The organism is Variovorax sp. 01T439_2 (genome assembly GCF_056398445.1).
On the sequence record NZ_JBFTPJ010000656.1, the window covers coordinates 1 to 3,425 of the forward strand.

Annotated in this window: 2 protein-coding genes and 1 pseudogene; all 3 read left to right on the top strand. The window is 71.4% G+C overall.

What is annotated here, in order from left to right; translation table 11 throughout:
* Positions 1 to 177: pseudogene (locus AC1DOC_RS25260) on the top strand (DUF58 domain-containing protein); the annotation flags it as partial.
* 46 nt (positions 178 to 223) lie between these two features.
* The gene (locus AC1DOC_RS25265) at positions 224 to 2,245 is read left to right on the top strand and encodes a transglutaminase TgpA family protein (RefSeq protein WP_478130731.1); all 2,022 of its coding nucleotides are present in this window, start codon (positions 224 to 226) and stop codon (positions 2,243 to 2,245) included.
* Between the two features lie 52 nt (positions 2,246 to 2,297).
* Complete coding sequence (gene mltB / locus AC1DOC_RS25270) at positions 2,298 to 3,389, top strand: lytic murein transglycosylase B (protein ID WP_478130732.1); 1,092 nt, start codon at positions 2,298 to 2,300, stop codon at positions 3,387 to 3,389.
* Positions 3,390 to 3,425 lie beyond the last annotated feature (36 nt).

Genomic DNA, 3,425 nt, shown 5'->3' on the forward strand with positions numbered 1-3,425 from the left:
GCCCAGGCCACCCAGCTGGCCGACACCGAAGCCCGGGTGTCGCGGCTGTGCGCCTGGGTGCTGATGGCGGACCGCCTGGGCGTGGACTACGGCATCCGCGTGGCCGCGCGCGTGGTGCAGCCCTCGCAGGGCGAAGCCCACCGAAGAGCCTGCCTGGAGGCGCTGGCGCTATGTTGAATCATCCGAACTCCGCTCGTTCTTCTCCAGGCCGGGAGCCGCGCACATGAACAAGTTCATGCGCGAGATCTCGGCGCTGCCACGGGACGCCCGGGACACGCTGTTCCTGCTTGCGGTGATCGCGCTCATCGTGCTGCCGCAGGCCGCGAACCTGCCCTGGTGGTGCACCGCCATCACGGCGATGGTGCTGGTGTGGCGCAGCACGCTCGCCGTGGAGGCCCGTCCGCTGCCGGGCAAGTGGGCGCGCGTGGGCCTGCTGGTGCTGGCGCTGGCCGCCACCTTCGCCACCCACCGCACCCTGCTGGGGCGCGACGCCGGGGTCACGCTGATCGTGATCCTGCTCGCGCTCAAGACGCTGGAGCTGCGCGCGCGCCGCGACGCCTTCGTCATCTTCTTCCTGGGCTTCTTCGCGATGCTCACGAACTTCTTCTACTCGCAGTCGCTGATGACCGCGGTCGCCATGCTGCTGGCGCTGCTGGGCCTGCTCACCGCGCTGGTCAATGCGCACATGCCGGTGGGCAAGCCGCCATTGATGCAGGCCGCGCGCACCGCCAGCTGGATGGCCCTGGCGGGCGCGCCGATCATGCTCGCGCTGTTCCTGCTGTTTCCGCGCTTTGCGCCGCTGTGGGGCACGCCCGCCGATGCGATGGCCGGACGCACGGGCCTGTCGAACACCATGCGCGTGGGCACCATTGCCGAACTCGCGCTCGACGGCAGCATTGCGGCGCGCATCAAGTTCGACGACAACCGCGCGCCGCCGCAGAGCCAGCTGTATTTCCGCGGTCCGGTGCTCGCGCAGTTCGACGGGCGCGAGTGGAGCGCGCTGCCGTCCTGGGCGCGCGGCGCGCCGCCATCGGGCAACCTGCGCACCAGCGGCCCGCCGGTGCGCTACGAGGTCACGCTCGAGCCCAACCACCGCCCCTGGCTGCTCACGCTCGATGCGGCGCCCACCGCACCGCAGGCGCCCGGCTATGAAGTCACGGGCACGCCCGACCTGCAATGGGTGGCGAACCGCCCCATCTCCGATCTCGTGCGCTACCGCGCCGAGAGCTACACCCAGTTCCACAGCGGCCCGCTGCGGCAGACGGCCGCGCTGCGGCCCTACCTCGCGCTGCCGCCCGGATCGAACCCGCGCACCGCCGCGCTCGCCGCGGAAATGCGCGCCCAGCCCGCGCTGGCCAGCGGCGGCACCCAGGCCTTCATCCGCGCCGCACTGCAGCGGCTGCGCACCGGCGGCTACAGCTACACGCTGGAGCCCGGCGTCTACGGCAACGACACGGCCGACGAGTTCTGGTTCGACCGCAAGGAGGGCTTCTGCGAACACATCGCCTCGGCCTTCGTGGTGCTGATGCGCGCGGCGGGCATTCCGGCGCGCATCGTGACCGGCTACCAGGGCGGCGAACTCAACAGCGTCGACAACTACTGGGTCCTGCGCCAGAGCGATGCGCACGCCTGGGCCGAAGTCTGGGAAGACGGCACCGGCTGGGTGCGCGTCGATCCCACGGGCGCGGTGTCGCCGGGGCGGGTCGGCCAGCTGCAGCGGCTGGTGCCGCAGCCGGGCCTGTTCGCCGGCGCCATCGGCGCGATGAGCCCCACGCTGGCGCAGAACCTGCGCGCCGCCTGGGAGGCAGTGAACAACGGCTGGAACCAGTGGGTGCTCAACTACACGCAAAGCCGCCAGCTCAACCTGCTCAAGAGCATCGGCTTCAACGCGCCGAGCCTCGAGGACCTGGCCTACGTGCTGCTCTACCTGCTGGTGGGCGCAAGCCTTGCCGGCGCGGCATGGACCCTGTGGGAGCGCAGCCAGCACGACCCGTGGCTGCGCCTGCTCGGCCAGGCACGCGCACGCCTCGCCAAGGCCGGGCTCCAGCTGCCCGACACCGCGCCGCCGCGCCAGATGGCCGCCCAGGCCGAGGCGCGCTTCGGCCCGGCGGCACAKGCCGTGCGCGAATGGCTGCTGAAGCTCGAAGCCCAGCGCTACGCCCCGGCCTCGCCGGCTTCGCTCGCGGCGCTGCGGGCCGAGTTCCGGCGCCTGGACTGGCCGGCCGCGCCCACCGCGCGGCGCTGAGGCCGCACGCGTCCCGCCGAGCCGGGCTCGTGCGAACGGCACAATCGGCGCCATGCGATTTTTTCTTCCCGCACCGCGCCGCGCCGCCGCCGTCGCCCTCCTCGCCGCCTGCTGCGCAGGGTCCATCGGGGCGCAGGCCCAGAAAGCTCCCAGCGCCCGCAGCGTGAAAACCGTGGCCGGCAGCACGCCCTACGCCACGCGCGACGACGCCATGCGCTTTGCCGACGAGGTGGCCGAGCGCCGCGGCCTCGACCGCGAATGGGTGCGCGCCACCATCGGCAGCGCGCGCTTCTTGCCGAACGTGCCGCGCCTGATGCTGCCGGGCCCGGCCGGCACGGTGAAGAACTGGCAGGCCTACCGCAGCCGCTTCATCGACGCGACGCGCATCGCCGCCGGCGTGCGCTTCTGGCGCAGCAACGCCGGCACGCTCGCGCGCGCAGAGGCGATGTATGGCGTGCCGGCCGAGATCATCGTGGGCATCGTCGGCGTGGAGACCATCTACGGCCGCAACATGGGCAGCTTCCGCGTGATCGATGCACTGGCCACGCTGTCGTTCGACTTTCCGCAGGCCCATCCGCGCGCGGCCGAGCGCGAAGCCTTCTTCCGCGGCGAGCTCGAGAGCTTCCTGAGCACCGAAAGCCGCACAGCCGACAACCCCCTGCTGCCCGTGGGCAGCTATGCGGGCGCCATGGGCATGCCGCAGTTCATGCCCAGCAGCATCGCCAAGTACGCGGTCGACTTCGACGGCGACGGCCGCATCGACCTCGTCGACAACCCCGCCGACGTGATCGGTTCGGTGGCCAACTACTTCAAGGCCTTCGGCTGGACGCCCGGCATGCCCGCGACCTACCCGGTGCATTTCGAGGAGGCCCGCCTCAAGAAGGCGCTGCTGCTGRCGCCCGACATCCTGCCGAGCTTCAGCACCGACAGCTTCGTGGCGGCCGGTGCGGTGCCCGAAGGCGAGGGCCTGCGCCACAAGGGCCTGCTCGCACTGATCGAACTGCAGAACGGCGCCGACGCGCCGCCGACCTATGTGGCCGGCACGCGCAACTTCTACGTGATCACGCGCTACAACTGGAGCAGCTACTACGCGATGTCGGTGCTCGACCTCGGCCAGGAGGTCAAGGCCGCCATGGAGCCATAGCCCGATGGCGCCCGAGGCACTGCGGAACCACTGGAA